This window comes from Escherichia sp. MAL-1 (assembly GCF_052948035.1).
In genome coordinates, this window is the sequence record NZ_CM129609.1 from 3,796,584 (window position 1) to 3,812,957 (window position 16,374).

Annotated in this window: 14 protein-coding genes and 5 pseudogenes; 7 read left to right on the forward strand and 12 right to left on the reverse strand. The window is 56.4% G+C overall.

The features are described from left to right. Positions 1-3: 3 nt before the first annotated feature. Positions 4-1,050, forward strand: coding sequence for a ferric ABC transporter ATP-binding protein (fbpC, locus tag ACU8XX_RS18905; RefSeq protein ID WP_000192349.1), 1,047 nt, complete (start codon positions 4-6; stop codon positions 1,048-1,050). Between the two features lie 108 nt (positions 1,051-1,158). On the opposite strand, the gene mmuM is transcribed toward fbpC, so the two are convergent. The 9 genes and pseudogenes from mmuM to ACU8XX_RS18950 form a co-directional block, all read right to left on the reverse strand. Further along, a complete protein-coding gene (mmuM, locus tag ACU8XX_RS18910) occupies positions 1,159-2,091 on the reverse strand; it encodes a homocysteine S-methyltransferase (RefSeq protein WP_000081352.1) in 933 nt (310 codons plus the stop codon). Then, entirely contained in the window at positions 2,078-3,481 is a 1,404-nt protein-coding gene (gene mmuP, locus ACU8XX_RS18915; RefSeq protein ID WP_023157580.1) for an S-methylmethionine permease, read from the reverse strand. Before mmuP ends, mmuM begins: the two co-directional genes overlap by 14 nt. A 274-nt stretch (positions 3,482-3,755) precedes the next feature. Then, positions 3,756-4,967 carry a 3-(3-hydroxy-phenyl)propionate transporter MhpT gene (gene mhpT, locus ACU8XX_RS18920; protein ID WP_001548201.1) on the reverse strand — a complete coding sequence of 404 codons (1,212 nt, stop codon included), beginning with the start codon at positions 4,965-4,967 and terminating at the stop codon, positions 3,756-3,758. Between the two features lie 69 nt (positions 4,968-5,036). Continuing rightward, entirely contained in the window at positions 5,037-6,050 is a 1,014-nt protein-coding gene (mhpE, locus tag ACU8XX_RS18925) for a 4-hydroxy-2-oxovalerate aldolase (RefSeq protein WP_001013515.1), read from the reverse strand. Then, positions 6,047-6,997 carry an acetaldehyde dehydrogenase gene (gene mhpF, locus ACU8XX_RS18930; protein ID WP_000044265.1) on the reverse strand — a complete coding sequence of 317 codons (951 nt, stop codon included), beginning with the start codon at positions 6,995-6,997 and terminating at the stop codon, positions 6,047-6,049. The genes mhpE and mhpF overlap by 4 nt, the downstream gene beginning before the upstream one ends. Then, on the reverse strand, positions 6,994-7,803 hold the full coding sequence (gene mhpD / locus ACU8XX_RS18935; protein ID WP_000184938.1) for a 2-keto-4-pentenoate hydratase: 810 nt from the start codon (positions 7,801-7,803) through the stop codon (positions 6,994-6,996). The genes mhpF and mhpD overlap by 4 nt, the downstream gene beginning before the upstream one ends. Positions 7,804-7,812: 9 nt before the next feature. Next, positions 7,813-8,679: a 2-hydroxy-6-oxonona-2,4-dienedioate hydrolase gene (mhpC, locus tag ACU8XX_RS18940; protein ID WP_000222149.1), complete on the reverse strand. Its 867-nt coding sequence runs from the start codon at positions 8,677-8,679 to the stop codon at positions 7,813-7,815. Between the two features lie 28 nt (positions 8,680-8,707). Further along, the gene (gene mhpB / locus ACU8XX_RS18945; protein WP_240765254.1) at positions 8,708-9,661 is read right to left on the reverse strand and encodes a 2,3-dihydroxyphenylpropionate/2,3-dihydroxicinnamic acid 1,2-dioxygenase; all 954 of its coding nucleotides are present in this window, start codon (positions 9,659-9,661) and stop codon (positions 8,708-8,710) included. A 1-nt stretch (position 9,662) separates the two neighbouring features. Beyond that, a pseudogene (locus tag ACU8XX_RS18950) lies at positions 9,663-11,045 on the reverse strand (bifunctional 3-(3-hydroxy-phenyl)propionate/3-hydroxycinnamic acid hydroxylase); the annotation flags it as partial. Between ACU8XX_RS18950 and ACU8XX_RS18955 the strand changes: the two are divergent. The 3 genes and pseudogenes from ACU8XX_RS18955 to ACU8XX_RS18965 form a co-directional block, all read left to right on the forward strand. Next, positions 11,033-11,113: pseudogene (locus ACU8XX_RS18955) on the forward strand (hypothetical protein); the annotation flags it as partial. The pseudogenes ACU8XX_RS18950 and ACU8XX_RS18955 overlap by 13 nt on opposite strands. After that, on the forward strand, positions 11,110-12,261 hold the full coding sequence (locus ACU8XX_RS18960; protein ID WP_001254932.1) for an IS30-like element IS30 family transposase: 1,152 nt from the start codon (positions 11,110-11,112) through the stop codon (positions 12,259-12,261). The pseudogene ACU8XX_RS18955 and the gene ACU8XX_RS18960, both read left to right, overlap by 4 nt. A 10-nt stretch (positions 12,262-12,271) precedes the next feature. Beyond that, positions 12,272-13,173: pseudogene (locus ACU8XX_RS18965) on the forward strand (IS3-like element ISEc52 family transposase); the annotation flags it as partial. 8 nt (positions 13,174-13,181) lie between these two features. On the opposite strand, the pseudogene ACU8XX_RS18970 reads toward ACU8XX_RS18965, so the two are convergent. From ACU8XX_RS18970 to ACU8XX_RS18980, 3 genes and pseudogenes are all read right to left on the reverse strand, one after another. Next, positions 13,182-14,369: pseudogene (locus ACU8XX_RS18970) on the reverse strand (IS256 family transposase); the annotation flags it as partial. Between the two features lie 217 nt (positions 14,370-14,586). Then, positions 14,587-14,751: pseudogene (locus ACU8XX_RS18975) on the reverse strand (transposase domain-containing protein); the annotation flags it as partial. Next, positions 14,696-14,959, reverse strand: coding sequence for a transposase (locus ACU8XX_RS18980; protein ID WP_001247776.1), 264 nt, complete (start codon positions 14,957-14,959; stop codon positions 14,696-14,698). The gene ACU8XX_RS18980 and the pseudogene ACU8XX_RS18975, both read right to left, overlap by 56 nt. Before the next feature lie 14 nt (positions 14,960-14,973). Between ACU8XX_RS18980 and ACU8XX_RS18985 the strand changes: the two genes are divergently transcribed. The 3 genes from ACU8XX_RS18985 (at position 14,974) to hsp20 (ending at position 16,352) form a co-directional block, all read left to right on the forward strand. Then, positions 14,974-15,237: a hypothetical protein gene (locus tag ACU8XX_RS18985; protein WP_001295708.1), complete on the forward strand. Its 264-nt coding sequence runs from the start codon at positions 14,974-14,976 to the stop codon at positions 15,235-15,237. Positions 15,238-15,466: 229 nt separating this feature from the next. After that, positions 15,467-15,748 (forward strand): helix-turn-helix domain-containing protein, encoded by a 282-nt coding sequence (locus tag ACU8XX_RS18990; protein WP_000643630.1) that lies wholly within the window; start codon positions 15,467-15,469, stop codon positions 15,746-15,748. A 34-nt stretch (positions 15,749-15,782) separates the two neighbouring features. Beyond that, complete coding sequence (gene hsp20, locus ACU8XX_RS18995; protein ID WP_000350437.1) at positions 15,783-16,352, forward strand: small heat shock protein sHSP20; 570 nt, start codon at positions 15,783-15,785, stop codon at positions 16,350-16,352. The last annotated feature ends 22 nt before the right edge of the window (positions 16,353-16,374 follow it).

The following is a 16,374-nucleotide window of genomic DNA, read 5'->3' on the forward strand; positions in this document are numbered from 1 at the left end:
ACTATGACTCAGAAAAATTTCGTTGAACTGCGCAACGTCACTAAACGATTTGGCAGTAATACGGTAATCGACAATATCAACCTCACCATCCCGCAGGGGCAAATGGTGACGCTGCTCGGCCCGTCCGGCTGCGGCAAAACCACTATTTTGCGCCTGGTTGCCGGGCTGGAAAAACCGAGCGAAGGGCAAATTTTCATTGATGGCGAAGACGTCACCCATCGCTCTATTCAGCAGCGCGATATCTGTATGGTGTTTCAGTCCTATGCCCTGTTCCCGCATATGTCGCTGGGAGAGAATGTCGGTTATGGCCTGAAAATGCTCGGCGTACCGCGCGCAGAGCTGAAAGCCCGCGTCAAAGAGGCGTTGGCGATGGTGGATCTGGAAGGATTCGAAGACCGCTTTGTCGATCAGATCTCCGGCGGGCAGCAGCAGCGCGTGGCGCTGGCCCGCGCGCTGATCCTCAAGCCGAAAGTGCTACTGTTTGATGAGCCGTTGAGTAACCTCGACGCCAACCTGCGTCGCAGCATGCGCGACAAGATCCGCGAGTTGCAAAAGCAGTTTGATATCACCTCGCTGTACGTCACCCACGATCAGAGCGAAGCCTTTGCGGTTTCTGATACTGTGCTGGTGATGAACAAGGGACACATCATGCAGATCGGCTCACCGCAGGATCTTTACCGCCAGCCCGCCTCCCGCTTTATGGCGAGCTTTATGGGCGATGCCAACCTGTTCCCGGCAACCTTCAGCGACGGATACGTTGATATCTACGGCTATCATCTGCCGCGCCCGCTGCACTTTGGTACACAGGGTGAAGGGATGGTCGGTGTGCGCCCGGAAGCGATCACGCTCAGCGATCGCGGCGAAGAGAGCCAGCGCTGCGTGATCCGCCATGTCGCCTATATGGGGCCGCAGTATGAAGTGACGGTGGAATGGCACGGGCAGGAGATATTATTGCAGGTCAACGCTACGCGTCTGCAACCGGACGTCGGCGAGCAGTATTATCTTGAAATCCATCCGTACGGCATGTTTGTTCTGGCGGATGCGGCATAACGTTTTGTGGTTTTGTAGGCCGGATAAGGCGCTTGTGCCGCCATCCGGCAATGCCTGATGCGCTGCGCTTATCAGGCCTACAATGAACGATGTAGACCCGATAAACCCTCAGCTTCGCGCTTTTAACGCGGCGATATCCGCAGGCGTGGTGCGACAGCACCCGCCAATCAACCGTGCGCCAGCGGCCTGCCACTGCGGCAGATAATCCGCCAGCTGCGCGCAATGTTCACCGTGATGATGCCAGGTTTTGCTCACGGCATCGTAATGCTCGCCCGAGTTCGGATACACCACCAGCGGCAGCACCGTTAAACCGTGTAAATGCTGCAACGCAGCGGTGGTGTTTTCCAGCGCAATACAGTTAATGCCTAGCGCCACCACCTGCGGATAACCCGCCAGCAACGCAACCACGTCACGCAGCGGCGTACCGTCGCTCAGGTGTTCGCTGTCGCGCAGGGTAAATGAGAACCACGCCCGCGCACGCGGATATGCGGTCAACAGCTCGGCCAACGCCTCAATCTCGGAAAAATTCGGCAGGGTTTCGCAGGCCAGCAGATCGGCCCCGGCATCCAGCAAGGCTTCCACGCGCGGGCGATGAAACGCCTGAAATGCCTCAACGCTACAATGATAATCGCCACGGTATTCAGAGCCATCCGCCAGATACGCGCCGTAAGGCCCGACGGATCCCGCCACCAGAAGCGTTCCCGCCTGCGGGTTCTCTGCCAGATACGCTTCACGGGCTTTACGCGCCAGCTCCACGCTTTTGCCAATCAGCGCTTTCGACTGCGCTTCATCCAGACCTCGCGCGGCGAAGCCCGCCGGCGTCGCCTGATAGCTGGCAGTGATCGCGCATTGCGCCCCCGCCCGGTAGTAATCAAGATGCACTTCGCGGATAAGCTCCGGGTTTTCTACCAGCACTTTGGCTGACCACAGGCTGTCGGCTAAGTTACACCCTCGCGCTTCCAGCTCCGTCGCCATCGCGCCATCCAGCAGCAGGATATCCTGTTTATCAAGAAGAGCGCGTAACGGATTATTCTGCGACATGTTCTGGCTCCTGTTTTGCGTTTCGGGGTTGAGTAAGGAAATAAGCACCATAGCACAACGCAACAAACGGTAACCCGCACCACAACGCAATTCTCTGCGCTGGATCGAATGCCAGCCCAACACAGGCCACCAGGCACAGCACAAAACCTAATACTGGCACCAGCGGATACCACGGCGCGCGATAATGTAATTCACTCAATGCCTTACCTTGTTGCAGATGACGGCGACGAAAAACAAAATGCGAGGCGCAGATACTCAGCCACACCGCTACCACCGCAAACCCGGAGATTGCCGACAGCGCAACAAATACCGTGTCCGGGGCCACCACGCTGGAAAACAGCGCCAGCACACCACCGAGCATACTGACCGACAGCGCCGTCAGTGGCACGCCGTTTTTCGTTACTCGCGCAAAACAGGCCGGTAGCGTACGTTCATTCGACAACGACCACAGCATGCGCCCGGAGGCATATAACCCGGAGTTCGCTGCAGAAAGAATAGCCGTCAGGATCACGAAGTTAAAAATATCAGCGGCGTACGGGATCCCTACTTTCTCAAATACCAGCACAAACGGGCTTTTCTCCACGCCCGCCTGCTGCATCGGGATCAGCGCTGCCAGCACAAACACGGTGCCGATAAAGAAAATAATCAGTCGCGCGATGGTAGTACGAATCGCTACCGGGATAACTTTGCGCGGGTTTTCCGTTTCACCGGCGGCAATGCCGATAAGCTCGGTACCCGAAAAAGCAAAGTTCACTGCCACCATAGTCATCAAAATCGGTAAGCCACCGCGCGGGAACCAGCCTTCTGCCGTGATATTACTCAGCCCCGGCGCGGGCGAGCCATCCTGCATCGGAATAAAGCCGAAAATCGCCGCCCCACCGAGGATGATAAAGGCGATGATAGTGACCACTTTGACCAGCGAGAACCAGAACTCCCCTTCGGCAAAAAAGCGCGTGGAGATAACATTCAGACCAAAAATAATCGCGCAGAACACCACGCACCAGACCCATACCGGCACCTGTGGAAACCAGTACTGCATACAGAATCCAGCGGCGGTAAAGCTCGAACCCAGCGCCACGGTCCAGGTCAGCCAGTAAAGCCAGGCCACGGTATACCCGGTAGCCGGACCAAGATAGCGCGCGGCATAAACGTGAAACGCTCCGGTCTCCGGCATCGCGACCGACAGCTCGCCCAGACACTGCATAACCAGCCAGACCACCAGCGCACCAATCAGATAGGCCAGCAGCGTTCCCGCCGCTCCAGTGGTGGAAATGATGTACCCGGTATTGAAGAATAATCCTGTGCCAATCACGCCGCCCAAGGAAAGCATAATCAGGTGACGCGTTTTCATTGTGCGCTTCAGTGGCGCATTTTGTTGTGTTGTTTGCATATAACCTTCTAAACGTATGGACATCTAAACATCCAAAGAAGGTTTGTTATACCGCGTTTGTTAACAGAATGCAAAGTCAACCCTGCACCAGACGCAGATGCCCGCGCCGGGCGCTTAATAGCGGGTGGGGATTAATAATCAGATACAAAAAGGGCCGCCAGCTCATAACGCCTCCGTTGCCATGTTTTATCTAAACTTTGGCACCACAGTTGACTGACGGCGTTAACCCGGAAGTGGGAATCAAATCTCCCCACTCCCACAACCGGATGAATGCTTAAGCACCGCTGGCCGGGATCGGCATCTGTGATTTGCGGCTCATCAGAATAAATACCGCCAGGCCTGCCAGCAAAATGCCCGGCGCAGAAGCCGCCATCACCCCTACCCTTCCGGTACCGAGCGCTAACATTTTCCCTGCCAGCAGCGGACCGCTCATCGCCCCCAGACGCCCGACTGCGACGGCGGTTCCCACGCCTGTGGCGCGGATCTGCGTGCTGTAAAACAGCGGCGCCAGCGCATACAACACACTTTGCCCGCCGGTGGCGAACATCCCCGCCACAAATCCCGCCATTAGCATGCCGCTCAATGACGACACCGTACCCAGCGCCAGCAGTGAAGCCAACATCCCGGTGTAGATCAGCAGCGACATCACCACCGGGCGCAGTTTATCCATTAACGCCCCGAGAATTAACGTGCCGCTGGCCGCGCCAATTTGCAGAGCAAACATTACGCCTGCCGCCTGCGATGGCCGAAAGCCCTGCTCCACCAGCAGCATCGGCAGCCAGTTGATCAGCATATACACCACCAGCAGGGTGAAGAAATAGCACAACCACAGCAGCAGCGTGGCACTCGCCGTCGCTGGCGCAAACAGGGCGCGCAACGGTGCGGCGGCCACCTGCGTTTGTTGGGTATAAACCTGAGATTCCGGCAGCCAGCGCATCAACAGCGGCACCAGCAGCAGCGGGATCACCCCGCCTACCCAGAACACCGTTTGCCAGGCGGAGGCCAGGCCGCTAAACCCGAGCGCTGCCGCCAGCGCCGCGCCAATCGGCACACCGCAGTACATCAGGCTCACCGCCGTACCGCGAAAACGCGGGCCCGCCGCCTCGGAAGTCAGCGCGATCAGATTCGGCAACGCCGCGCCCAGCCCGACGCCGGTCATCAGACGGGCAAACACCAGCGATGAGAAATCCCAGGAAATCGCCGTCGCCAGCGAGAACAGGCCGAACAGCGCCACAGAGGCAATGAGAATACGCTTGCGGCCATAGCGGTCGGCCAGCATGCCGCCCACCAGCGCGCCGGGCAGCAGCCCGAGAATGCCCGCACTGAAGATCCAGCCCATCTGCATTTTATCCAGCGCAAACGCGTGGGCGATACCGACAGCAGCGATACCGGCGGCCTGTAAATCCAGCCCTTCCATCAGGGCAACTAAAAAGCAAAGCCCAACGGTCAACGTCAGGCGGTAAGATGCGGAGGTACGGGTCGTCATAAGATGTCCCTCTGAGGTCACGATGCAGGTGAATCGCGGCTGATACGTTGCCAGCCGCGTAATCATTTTTTATTTGCGGTTGCGCAGGTCCAGCGCTACGTCGACGATCATATCTTCCTGGCCGCCCACCATCCGACGTTTGCCCAGTTCCACCAGAATATCTACTGCGCTCAGGCCATAACGTGCTGCCGCCACTTCGCAATGACGCAGAAAACTGGAGTACACCCCGGCATAGCCCAGCGCCAGCGTTTCACGATCCACCCGCACCGGGCGGTCTTGTAGTGGACGCACTAAATCGTCGGCGGCGTCCATCAGTGCGTAGAGATCGGTTCCGTGCTGCCAACCAAGCTTATCCGCAGCGGCGATAAATACCTCCAATGGTGCGTTGCCCGCGCCTGCGCCCATCCCTGCCAGGCTGGCGTCGACACGGTCACACCCCTCTTCTACTGCGGCAATCGAGTTCGCCACCCCAAGACTCAGGTTGTGATGCGCATGCATTCCGGTTTCTGTTTCAGGCTTCAGCACCGCTTTCAGTGCGCGGAAGCGGGCGCGAATATCGCTCATGTTCATTGCGCCGCCGGAATCGACCACATAAATACAGGTCGCGCCGTAGTTTTCCATCAGCTTCGCCTGCTGTGCCAGGTTCTCCGGTGTGGTCATATGGCTCATCATCAGAAAACCGACGGTATCCATGCCAAGCTCACGCGCATACTGAATATGCTGGGCCGACACATCCGCTTCAGTGCAGTGGGTCGCCACGCGCACTACCCGTGCGCCGGCCTGATATGCATTTTTCAGGTCATGAATAGTGCCGATACCCGGCAGCAACAGCGTGGCAATTTTGGCATGCTTCACCACGTCCGCCGCCGCTTCAATCCACTCCAGGTCGCTGTGTGCACCAAAGCCGTAGTTGAAGCTGGAACCTTGTAAACCGTCGCCGTGGGCCACTTCAATAGAATCAACCCGTGCGTCGTCCAGCGCTTTGGCTATCTGGCGCACATTCTCCAGCGAATATTGATGACGAATAGCGTGCATACCGTCGCGCAGGGTCACGTCAGAGATATAGAGTTTTTTACCGTTCATGCTGCTTCTCCTGCCTGACGAGCGAGGGACTGCGCCATCTTCTCAGCGGTCGCCAGCGCGCTGGAGGTCATAATGTCGAGGTTGCCCGCGTAGGCGGGTAAATAGTGCGCCGCGCCTTCCACTTCCAGATACACCGCGGTTTTCAGCCCAGAGAACTGGCCGATACCCGGCAGATTCACCGGTTTATCTTCCGGGATGACTTCAAACTGGACACGCTGTTTCAGGCGATAGCCCGGCACGTAGGCCTGTACCGCCACCGCCATCTCATTAATCGACGCTTCAACTTCAACCTCAGAGGCCGCTTCGCTCAGCACATACACCGTGTCACGCATCATCAGCGGCGGTTCGGCCGGGTTAAGGACAATAATGGCTTTGCCTTTTGCCGCGCCGCCGACCACTTCAATCGCCTTCGAGGTAGTTTCGGTAAACTCGTCGATATTGGCGCGGGTACCCGGCCCCGCCGATTTACTGGCGATCGAGGCGATAATCTCGGCGTAATGGACTTTTGCCACGCGAGAAACTGCCGCCACCATTGGGATGGTCGCCTGTCCGCCGCAGGTCACCATATTGACGTTCTGCTGATCAACGTTGGCTGCCAGATTCACCACCGGCACGCAGTAAGGACCGATTGCCGCGGGCGTCAGGTCGATCAGGCGGATGCCAGGTTTAACGGCACGTAGCGCGGCGTCGTTCTTCACATGCGCGCCTGCACTGGTGGCGTCAAACACGATGTCGATATCGGCGAATTCCGGCATGGCGATAAGCCCTGTCACCCCTTCATGGGTGGTGGCAACGCCCATGCGTCGAGCACGCGCCAGGCCATCAGATTCTGGATCGATACCAACCATCACAGCCATTTCCAGATGCACGCCGTGACGCAGAATTTTTATCATCAAATCGGTACCGATGTTGCCGGAGCCGATAATGGCGGCTTTACGCTTACTCATGACTGACTTCCTTTTGTAACCGCCGCTGAAAAGGTGGCGGCGACTGAACCAATACCGTCGATATGGGCTTCGAAACGATCGCCCGCATTCACCGCCACCATCGGACCTAACGCTCCGGTGAGAATAATGTCTCCGGCACGCAGCGGCTCGCCGAGGCTGGCCATTTTGCGCGCCAGCCAGACGGCGGCGTTGATCGGATGTCCCAGGCATTCGCTGCCGCGCCCGCTGGAGACCTCTTCGTTGTTGCGCGTCATTTTCATCGCGCAGTTTTTCAGATCTAATCCTGCCGGACGCTGTGCCGGACCGCCGACCACATACACGCCACAGGAGGCGTTATCCGCCACGGTATCAACAAATTTGATCGACCAGTCGCGGATACGGCTGCCGACCACTTCCAGCGCGGGAAGTACCCACTCTATGGCGTTGTAAAGCTCGTCAAAAGTGGTGTCGGTATTGGGCAGATCGCGGTTCAGCACCAGCGCAATTTCGGCTTCAATACGCGGTTGCAGCACACGGGAAAACGGGATGGTTTCGTTATCGCCATAACACATATCAGCAAACAGCGTACCGAAGTCCGGTTGATCGACACCCAGCTGTTGCTGCACTTTCGGGTGCGTCAGCCCCACTTTGCGCCCGACCACACGACGGCCGCGCGCCACGTCGTACTGCACGTTGATGCGCTGAATGGCGTAGGCCGCTTCGGCGTTATCCACACCAATCAATTCACGCAGTGGGGCGATGGCTTCCCCTTTTTCTTCAGCCTGACGTAAATCGGCGGCTAGCTGCTCAAGATTACGATTCGTCATGTCCGTTCCTTAAGGGCGTGTGAGGAAATTCAGCACCAGTTGGTTAAAGGCATCCGCATGTTCCCACTGCGCCCAGTGCCCGCAGTCGCGGTAGATGTGCAGTTCAGAACCGGCAATCCCAGAAAGCAGGCGCAGACCGGCATCCATCGGCACAAAGCGGTCATTGCGTCCCCAGACAATCAGGGTCTGGGCTTTGATTTCACCCAGACGCGGGCTGAAATCCGGGAACTGTTTCGGGTTGGCCTCCAGACTCTGGACAAAGTTTTCCAGGTGATCGCGACGCGACAGCATGTTATTCAGGCGCGCCTTAAACAACGCCTCGGTCAGGTCGCTGGTGTCGAAGACAAAGATCTCCATCATCAGCTTCAGGTTCTCGATGGTCGGCTCACGATACAGCTGATTCAGGCGCTTGATACCTTCGGTCGGCATCGGGGTAAACAGGCTCATGCCGCCCGTTCCGCCGCCCATTAATACCAGTTTGCCCACGCGCTCCGGCCAGCTCAGGGTAAACGCCACAGCACTGTGACCGCCCATCGAGTTACCCAGCAGGTGGACTGTTTGAATATCCAACTGATCGACCACGCTTTTCAGGATGCGGGCGTTGAGATCGGATCGCGAACCGCGGTTAACGATCCCATCGCTTTTGCCCCAGCCAGGACAATCCAGCAGGATCACCCGGTATCCGGCCTGTACCAACGGATCGATATTACGGCTGAAGTTTGCCCAGCCCGTCGCGCCAGGACCAGAGCCATGCAACAGCACGACGGTCTCATCGCCCTGCCCACAGTCATTGAAATGCACGCGTAGGGTTTCGCCTGCTTCCTGCACTTCCAGAAAACGACTGGTAGCGGCTTCGGTTTGCGGTTGGTAAGTCATGATGTTCTCCTGCATATTCAGTTCTGTTTTAGTTCTGTGTAGTGGCGCTCAGGGAGCCGAATCCGGCGATCCACTCCGGGATCGGGCGGTAATAACGGCCTTCGCTGCGCCAGTTGCCAAAAGCAGAAATGGCGGCAAAGGCGGCAAAGGCGGCAACCCAGGTTTTCACTTCGTGCGTTGATTTGCCCGCCATCGCGGACAGCTCTTCGTTACTGACCGCGTCCAGCCCCTGCAAACGCCCCTGCTCAAGCAGGGACATAAAACGGTTATCCCAGACAGGGTTAAGCGGGTGTAGCGTGTTTTGATCGACCACAAACTTCTCGGCGGCGCTGATCACCCGCTGCTGGCGCAGCTCGCGCTCGTTTTCAGGTAACTGTTTGCCACTGCCGAGCAGGCGGTCACGCATATGGGCATCAGCCTTCGCCAGCTCCGGTACCGGCGGCTGATGCGATAGCCCGCCGGAGTCTAAAAACAGCACGCGCTTATTCAGCGAGCTGGCGAAACGGCCAATCGCTTCACCGAGCATGCGGGTACGCTGAAAGCCCGGCAGCGGCGTTGCGACGCCGTTAATAAACACTGGCAGCACCGGCACCTTATCCAGGCCGCCGAGCAAAAACTCCAGCGGCTGCGCGAAGCCATGATCGACCTGCATGTTGTAGGACACGGCGAGATCGATACCGCTTTTCATTACCGCGTGGGCGCAGGCTTCAGCCAGATCTGTCGGCACCGGTAATTCCCCCGCCGCGCTACCAAAATCGCCGATCGCCGTAGCGCCAACGCCTAAACAGAACGGCGGCATCACGTCGTAGAAAAATCCGTTGTAGTGATCGGGGGCAAACAGCACGACCAGTTCAGGTTCGAACGCCGCAATACGTGCCCGAGCGCTGGCGATCACGCCATTAACCTCGTCGAGCACAGCCTGTGCCGGGTCGACATAGCCCACCAGCGGCGAGTGGGAAAGACAGTGAAGATAAGCGTGCATATCAGGCAACCTTTTCAACAGGAATGTCGGCAGTAGCGCGAGTGAGCGTCATCACCGACGCCAGTTTATTCAGGGTGCTGCCCAGGGTTTGCGGAATGGCGATGGCGGCCACGAAGCGGTCCGGGCGCATGACTACCAGCGCGGCGTTGTGCTGGGCAAACCACGCGCGCAGGCGGTTTTGCGTATCGCCTATGCGGGTAACGCCGTCGTGGTTATCCTGATCGGTATGTATCTGCGTATCCGGCACGACCTGGATAAAACGCGTCCCCAGCGCCTGCCACTGTTGGATCTGCGCCTCGCTCATGCCCCATAGTGGGTTACAGCCCCAGCCAATCACCGCAAAATTCGGTCCGATGACGTTGTCGAGCAACGTCACTTCGCCCGATTCCAGCGTCACCTTCGGCTGGATAAACATCTTGCCGACCGGTGAAGTTTTCGCGTCGCCTTCACGCACCAGCGCCCCGGCGTGGTACTGCGGCATCGGCTTAAACCGCATTTCAAGGAAGTAGCGTTTGACCGGCGGAATATAGTTCAACAGCCAGGAAACCCCATCGCGTACCGCGCCGTGCCAGCGTTTGGGCGGCGCAAGTACGTTGCCAGCGGTCACGGAGAGGTCGATCATCGCTTTGGCGTGGTCGCGGCGTTCCTGCTGGTAGGTATCCAACAGCGCATCGTCGGCTTTACCGTTAATCACCAGCGCCAGTTTCCATGCCAGGTTGAAAGCATCGCGCATGCCGCTGTTGTATCCCTGACCCTGCCAGACCGGCATAATGTGCGCCGCATCGCCCGCCAGCAGCACGCGGTCAATACGAAAACGTTCGGCCAGACGAGCATTATGGGTATACACGCGCTGGCGGATCAGCTCGACGTTGTCCGGGTTCGGCAGCACTTTGCTCAGTAACTGGCGCATATTCTGCGGCTCGCTAAGCTGCGCTTCGGTTTCCCCCGGCATAACCATAAACTCAAAACGGCGCACCGCGTGCGGCAGCGCGGCAGAGACATACGGGCGCACCGGATCGCAGCATAAATACACATGCGGCGTGCTGAGCGGATCGTTGGCGATATCCACCACAATCCACTGATTCGGCGCGGTTTTACCTTCAAACGGCACGTTCAGAGAACGTCTGACGTTGCTGCCGCCGCCGTCGCAGGCCACCAGCCACTGAGCCTTCACCGTTTCACGTTGACCGTCTGGCGCTTTCAGATTTAGCGTCACTTCGCCGTTTTGTTGGCTGAAGGCCTCCAGCTCGCGGGAGAACAGGCAGCGCACGTTGGGAAAACGCGACAACCCTTCCAACATCACCGCGTCCACCTGCGGCTGAATAAACGCATTACGACGCGACCAGCCAAATTCGTCGGTCATCGGCTGGATATCAGCAAAGCAACTGTAGATTCAATTGGTCAACGCAACAGTTATGTGAAAACATGGGGTTGCGGAGGTTTTTTGAATGAGACGAACATTTACAGCAGAGGAAAAAGCCTCTGTTTTTGAACTATGGAAGAACGGAACAGGCTTCAGTGAAATAGCGAATATCCTGGGTTCAAAACCCGGAACGATCTTCACTATGTTAAGGGATACTGGCGGCATAAAACCCCATGAGCGTAAGCGGGCTGTAGCTCACCTGACACTGTCTGAGCGCGAGGAGATACGAGCTGGTTTGTCAGCCAAAATGAGCATTCGTGCGATAGCTACTGCGCTGAATCGCAGTCCTTCGACGATCTCACGTGAAGTTCAGCGTAATCGGGGCAGACGCTATTACAAAGCTGTTGATGCTAATAACCGAGCCAACAGAATGGCGAAAAGGCCAAAACCGTGCTTACTGGATCAAAATTTACCATTGCGAAAGCTTGTTCTGGAAAAGCTGGAGATGAAATGGTCTCCAGAGCAAATATCAGGATGGTTAAGGCGAACAAAACCACGTCAAAAAACGCTGCGAATATCACCTGAGACAATTTATAAAACGCTGTACTTTCGTAGCCGTGAAGCGCTACACCACCTGAATATACAGCATCTGCGACGGTCGCATAGCCTTCGCCATGGCAGGCGTCATACCCGCAAAGGCGAAAGAGGTACGATTAACATAGTGAACGGAACACCAATTCACGAACGTTCCCGAAATATCGATAACAGACGCTCTCTGGGGCATTGGGAGGGCGATTTAGTCTCAGGTACAAAAAACTCTCATATAGCCACACTTGTAGACCGAAAATCACGTTATACGATCATCCTTAGACTCAGGGGCAAAGATTCTGTCTCAGTAAATCAGGCTCTTACCGACAAATTCCTGAGTTTACCGTCAGAACTCAGAAAATCACTGACATGGGACAGAGGAATGGAACTGGCCAGACATCTAGAATTTACTGTCAGCACCGGCGTTAAAGTTTACTTCTGCGATCCTCAGAGTCCTTGGCAGCGGGGAACAAATGAGAACACAAATGGGCTAATTCGGCAGTACTTTCCTAAAAAGACATGTCTTGCCCAATATACTCAACATGAACTAGATCTGGTTGCTGCTCAGCTAAACAACAGACCGAGAAAGACACTGAAGTTCAAAACACCGAAAGAGATAATTGAAAGGGGTGTTGCATTGACAGATTGAATCTACAACCGCTCTTGATGTCAGACTCCCTGAACAGTTCTCGATAATCGGGAAACTCAGGGCGTGTTATCCTGTGGCCACTCTCTGCCATGTGTTCGGGGTCCATCGCAGCAGCTACAAATACTGGAAAAACCGTCCTGAAAAGCCAGACGGCAGACGGGCTGTATTACGCAGCCAGGTACTTGAACTGCATGGCATCAGCCACGGCTCTGCCGGAGCAAGAAGCATCGCCACAATGGCAACCCAGAGAGGCTACCAGATGGGGCGCTGGCTTGCTGGCAGACTCATGAAAGAGCTGGGGCTGGTCAGTTGCCAGCAGCCGACTCACCGGTATAAGCGTGGCGGTCATGAGCACGTTGCTATCCCGAATCATCTTGAGCGACAGTTCGCCGTAACGGAACCAAATCAGGTGTGGTGCGGTGATGTGACCTATATCTGGACGGGTAAGCGCTGGGCGTACCTCGCCGTTGTTCTCGACCTGTTCGCAAGAAACCAGTGGGCTGGGCCATGTCGTTCTCGCCGGACAGCAGGCTTACCATGAAAGCACTGGAAATGGCATGGGAAACCCGTGGTAAGCCCGTCGGGGTGATGTTCCACAGCGATCAAGGCAGTCATTATACGAGCAGGCAGTTCCGGCAGTTACTGTGGCGATACCGGATCAGGCAGAGTATGAGTCGGCGTGGAAACTGCTGGGATAACAGCCCAATGGAGCGCTTCTTCAGGAGTCTGAAGAACGAATGGGTGCCAGCGACGGGCTATGTAAGCTTCAGCGATGCAGCTCACGCAATAACGGACTATATCGTTGGATATTACAGCGCACTAAGACCGCACGAATATAATGGTGGGTTACCACCAAACGAATCAGAAAACCGATACTGGAAAAACTCTAACGCGGTGGCCAGTTTTAGTTGACCACAACAGTCACCGAACTCGATAATAAAGCGACTCATGGCTATCCGCCAGTCCTGAAGTGGCATCGTCCATTTCTGTGAGGCTGACTGGATAGCCAGCCTCATCACTTTTTTCACCGATTCATCTATCGGGAACACTTTCCGTTTCTTTATCGCATGTCTGATGACGCTATTCAGCGATTCGATTGCGTTAGTGGTGTAGATAACCTTGCGGATCGCCTCCGAATACACGAAGAAGGTGGCAACATTCGGCCAGTTTGCCCGCCAGCTGCGACTTATCTGCGGGTACCGTGCATCCCATTCCTTCCCGAACGCATCCAGCGCCTGCAACGCGCCTTCTTCCGTGGCTGCGCGGTAAACCTGTTTCAGGTCACGGGTTACCGCTTTATAGTCTTTCCACGCCAAGAACCGCAGGCTGTTGCGTGCCATGTGTACTATGCACAACTGGATCTGCGTCTCCGGGTAGACGGCATTAATCGCTTCCGGGAAGCCTTTCAGGCCGTCCACACAGGCGATAAGGATATCGTTCAGCCCGCGATTTTTCAGTTCCGTCAGTACATTCAGCCAGAACTTTGCACCTTCATTTTCGGCCAGCCACATACCTGGCAGCTCTTTCTGACCATCAAGGTTAATACCCAGAGCCAGGAACACCGCTCTGTTGATAACCCGGCTGTCCTGCCGTACTTTCAGGACAATACATTCAAGATAAACAATGGGATAAATCGCATCCAGAGGACGGTTTTGCCATTCTACAACCTGGTCGATTGCGGCATCGGTGACTTTCGATATCAGCGCCGGAGAGACGTCTGCATCGTACATTTCTTTGAAGACTGAGGTAATTTCGCGGGTAGTCATCCCTCTGGCATACAGCGCCAGGATCTGGTTGTCCATGCCGGTAATGCGGGTCTGATTTTTCTTCACCAGTTGTGGTTCGAAGGAACCATCACGATCACGTGGAGTACGTAATTCCATCGGCCCGTCGGTAGTGGTGACGGTTTTCGTGGAATAGCCATTACGGGAGTTGGTTCCCGATTTGGGCTGATTTTTTTCATGTCCCAGATGGTGAGTCAGTTCAGCGTTGAGAGCAGCCTCAACACTGATTTTCTTGAGCAGGCGATCGAACTGACTGAGATCTTCAGGGGTTTTGAGATTTTTGGCCAGTTCGTTAGCCAGAGCCTGCAATTGTTTGTCGTCCATAATTTAACCTTCATTTGATGTTGAATTGAACATATCAAAATCAGGCAATTACACAAATATATGTACAGGCTCGCACCTGGGCTTGCCTGACTGACCGCAGGCCGGCGACGACAAGGTGGAAAAGTTCGGCGTGTGGCTCTGGCGGCAACGATCCCGCGAAGGGCGGACGGTGCTTGAGCTGTTGAACGTAAGCATGCGGGCAAACCATCTTGCGCGACTATGCCGGATGCCACCTATGCGGCAGCAGCTCTGCAATCTCACTAGCTCGCTGCGTCGGCAACCGTCTCAGCACATCCTTGAGATAGGCATACGGATCGTGCCCATTATTACGGGCCGACTGGATCAAACTCATGATCGCAGCAGCGCGCTTGAGCATGCGAACCCGCGCCGAGCATTTGAGAAGGCAACGGGATGAACGCTGGCTGGATAGCCGTGGTTTTCTGGGTAAGCAGGCGAATCCATTTGTGGACGAGGTTGGCATTGAGGCTGTAGCCCAAGGCGATGTTTGCGATGGAGGCACCGGGTTCAGAACACTCCTGAATGACCTGGGCCTTGAAAGATTTGCTGTAGGTACGGCGCTGAGGGCGCATGGAAAATCCGCTTGATGGGCCATGGCCTTCGGCGGCGGTGTCGGGAAGGTGTGTTGGCCGGACGGATACTGTTGAACTACGTTGTCTGGGGCAACGGAAGTGTTTCGGCCCGACTCTGGAACGCGATCCGCAGCGACGACTGGGCAATTCCGCACGTTGGCCTGAGCAGCCTCGGGGAAATCGTCGTCTGGGCGCGCCCAGACGAGTTTCCGCCAAGGAACATGCAGACAAGCAAGGGGCTGCGGGCACTCGGCTACAACGTGAGGATCGGTGTTTGATCGAGGCGCCTGTGGCACACGCAGGCTGAGGAGCCAGGCGCTGTCCATTGCCTGATCAGGCCGCCCCCCTGTGCCTTGCCTGAGCAGTTGACCTGCATCAATGGGGCGGGAGAACGCTGCACATTGCACTCTTGACTCCTGAGGTTTTTCATGGTAAGCCTAATATTACAAAGTATTGCAAGGATTTCCTTGGCCGGAACCGCAAAGCGACGCGATTGGAGAGGGTGAGATGAAAGCGCACCTACAGGTGATTTTCACGCTCGATGAATTGGCTGCGTACTTGAAAGTCGGCAAGCGGACGCTTTATCGGCTCGCCGCACACGGGGAAATTCCGGCTTTCAAGGTGGGCGGGACGTGGCGGCTTCGTCAAAGTGAAATCGATCAGTGCATCAATGATCAGACCCGAGCCGGAGCAAAGAAGGAGGTGATGCGCAAGCGTGAACAGCAGAAGTCATCCGAGCAGCCCGTGTCGCCTGGGCGCACTGCCCGTCGCAGCAGGCAAAGGGCTTGAGTAACTCGTTTTCCAATTTTTCTGGAGGTATGACATGGACATCGATTTCAAGAAGTTGGCTCCCTGGAACTGGTTCAAGAACGAGCAGCAAGAGCAGCAGACCGCCTCTTCCCTGCCGGTGCAGCGCAATGACCTGCCAGCGGCGAGCGGGCCAGTCAGCCCGATCCTGCAACTGCGTCGGGAAATCGACCGGCTGTTCGATGACGCATTCCGGGGCTTCGGTTTTCCGGCGTTGAACATGCCGCAGTGGCCATCCGATTGGTCGGGCATGCTGAAGCCGGCCCTGGACATCCAGGAAACCGACAAGCAGTACAAGATTGCCCTGGAAGTGCCCGGTGTCGAGGAGAAGGACATCCAGATCACCCTCGACAACGACGTGCTGATGGTGCGTGGCGAGAAGCGCCAGGAACAGGAGAAGAAGGAAGGTGGCTTCCACCGTGTGGAGCGCTCCTACGGCAGCTTTCAGCGTGCCTTGAACCTGCCTGACGACGCCAACCAGGATTCGATCAAGGCATCGTTCAAGAACGGGGTGCTCACGGTCACGATCGACAAGCGCGAGGTCAGCGCGCCGAAGCAGGGACGCTCGATCCCGATCAACGGCTGACGTCGCCGGCTCGTTCGTCACA